Below are 2,726 nucleotides of genomic sequence, written 5' to 3' on the forward strand. Positions count from 1 at the left end.
CCATTAATAGCATAGCGGCCGTACTTGAAGTCCCAAACCCTCGCCCTTCCCGGGCTGAATCTCGGTTATCCATTCCCGTTACGCCATTGGTTTTAATATCACAAAAGGCATACTGAATATCGAATAAACTGCGAATATACAACCTCGGCTCATTTGCATTAGCACCTTGCATCACCATCACACCTAAACCTGACATAGTAATCACGCCTAATAATAGCAATACCCATTTTAATTTCATTTTATCCTCACATTCCGGGTAATCCGGTGATAAGTGGAATATTATTCAACTTTAATATTAACCAAATCCACAATCCCTGAATCGTTTTACAATCACCAAACGCTGTATCGATATCACCGATTCTTATTACATTTCCCGTCGAGAAAAAATATCGGGTCAAATAACCCGATATTGCTATCCATTAAATCACCTGAACAAAACGACCGTTAATTAATGAAAAGATTGGTGCGACGGTAGCCAAAACCGTTTCACCATCTTCCTCATCAACGTAATAGTAAGATATTGGAGAATTCTTTAAATCCGACTTATTCACTAATCTAACCATTCTGCCCTGATTCATTATTTTAACCCGATAGTCATCCCAGTTAATTGGTATCATTTTGAAACTTTTTATTTTGATCCTACTATAAACAGATTGATCAGCAAAAACACTCTCTTCACTTTCATTAGTAGCCCAAGCCCAGGCTTTGAGCGCAACTTTTTGTTGATCACGGAGTGTATTCAAATCCTTAGCGTTATAAGCCCCCCAGGCAGCCATATAAGCCTGTTGCAATTGCTGACGTTGTTCCGGGGTATCAGTATAAGGGGTTGCTTTCTCCCATTCCCATTCAGGTAAGCCACTAATTTTTACATTCCTGCTAAATCGGTATAAGGTCATATTGGGTGGAAATTTCCGGCTCTTAAAGAATTTTTTATCTTTATGTCCAGCCTCTACCTTTTCTGCCTGTATCACATGACGTACCACCGGTGTGCTGATAGTAGAGTATTTGCCTTCATTTGTGGGTGTCATTGCCACAGGTTGACCATTTTTATCAATTGCCACTTCCATCGCTGTCAACACCTCACTCTTTTTACCACGCATAGCAGTTAGTTCCAGCGTGCATTTAGCTTCAGGATTAAAGTGATTGCGAGTTTTATCTGGCATTTCACTTGGAGAAAACCAATCCAGCGCACCAAACTCCAGACTGATTTCATTTTCACCATTAGCCATTAATAACATAGATGCTGTACTGCCGGTACCAAATCCCCGGCCTTCCCGAGCCGAATTACGGTTATCCATTCCCGTTACGCCATTGGTTTTGATGTCACAAAAGGCGTATTGGATATCGAATAAACTGCGAATATATAGCCTCGATTCATTTGCCTGAGCACTTAACATAAAAATCACTCCTGATAACAGCAATAACAGTTTCAATCTCATTTTATCCTCACATTCCGGGTAATCCGGTGATAAACGGGATATTATCCATCTTAGGCTTAAAGTTAGGGTCATAACCCATTTCCCATGACCCTGTTTCAGCGCCTGGAACAATTTCGGGACGAACTACAGACCGTTCTTCCCCCATCAGGTTAATTCTCAACGGAGACTCATTAGCTTTTAACGGATCAGCAATAACCCATTTCCACTTCTCTTTGACTTGGATTAAAGATTTTTCACCATCTTCTTTCCCCACATCCACATCTACCTCAAATTCCGCAACAATCCCATTATGGTAGCCAGCCAGATCGATCCCTTTATCATGCTGATCAAGTTCAAAACCCGCCGCTGTTTTTACAGCCACACCCACTCCCATTGCGGCTTCCATTATCATAATATGAGTCTTAAAGGCGACATTCGCTTTTCCTTCCAGACTCAATTTCAAATCATTCTTATCACCGGCGTCAAAAGTCCACTGCTTTTGTTTATAAGCGGCACCCAATTGAAAGGACAGATTGCATGTCAAAATAATGCAACATTCCAGATCTAAATAGTTTTTATCATTTGAATTCCTGCGGGCCAGCGCCTCCCTGAATTTGGCTGCCACACTTTTTATCTTGCAATACGCCGCCCCCATTTGAATGAGATCCAGTTTTGCCGTCATCCCCAGAAAAGGCGCGGCGCTGAAACCCAAAAAATGGGTACGGTCATCCATCGAAGTAGTTCGGTCATAAGCATAAGCCAGCCCAATATTGATGGGGTCCACTTTGAGCTCAAGCAGTTGGTAGCTGCGGGTGCCTTTTGAATCCGGATCGGGCGCCAGGTATTCTTTGGTATAGCCCAGCAGTTTTTCCACCCGATTGATGACCTCTAAATTGGGCAGGGTTTTTCTCACCTTATTCACTTTCGCAAACTTCGCCGAGTAATCCATATCCTGAACCGTTAAAGCATATTCGACGTTAATGGCCGTCTGTCGGGTCAGATAAAATGGGTCCGTATGGGTTGTCCACCCACTGCGCAGTTTATTGCCATTTTTAGGCTTGACATTTTCCATCGCCAGACGCGCTTTTTTCTGTTCATCACGCCGCTCCTTTACAGAACGTTCTCCATGAGAAAAATCAAAGCTCAGTCCAGCCGAAACCATAAAACTGACCGACGGGTAAACCGCTATCGTCGCGTACTGTCGACTCTCCAGGCAACCCTGAGTTATTAACTTATAATAACGCGGCTCACTGTACATATCTGTCGGGTTGGCAAGATTAGATAAATAAAACCAGACACTTTCCAGGT

At 42.8% G+C, this 2,726-nt stretch carries 2 protein-coding genes and 1 pseudogene; all 3 read right to left on the reverse strand.

Features of this window, described 5'->3' with window-relative positions; all coding sequences use genetic code 11:
* Positions 1 to 238 (reverse strand): annotated as a pseudogene (locus Phpb_RS12470) (hypothetical protein); the annotation flags it as partial.
* A gap of 181 nt (positions 239 to 419) precedes the next feature.
* A complete protein-coding gene (locus Phpb_RS12475; RefSeq protein ID WP_065390604.1) occupies positions 420 to 1,439 on the reverse strand; it encodes a hypothetical protein in 1,020 nt (339 codons plus the stop codon).
* 7 nt (positions 1,440 to 1,446) lie between these two features.
* The coding region (locus Phpb_RS12480; protein ID WP_065390913.1) for a hypothetical protein at positions 1,447 to 2,726 on the reverse strand (1,280 nt) is incomplete at its 5' end.

Source organism: Photorhabdus namnaonensis, assembly GCF_001684335.1.
GTDB classification, from domain to species: domain Bacteria; phylum Pseudomonadota; class Gammaproteobacteria; order Enterobacterales; family Enterobacteriaceae; genus Photorhabdus; species Photorhabdus namnaonensis.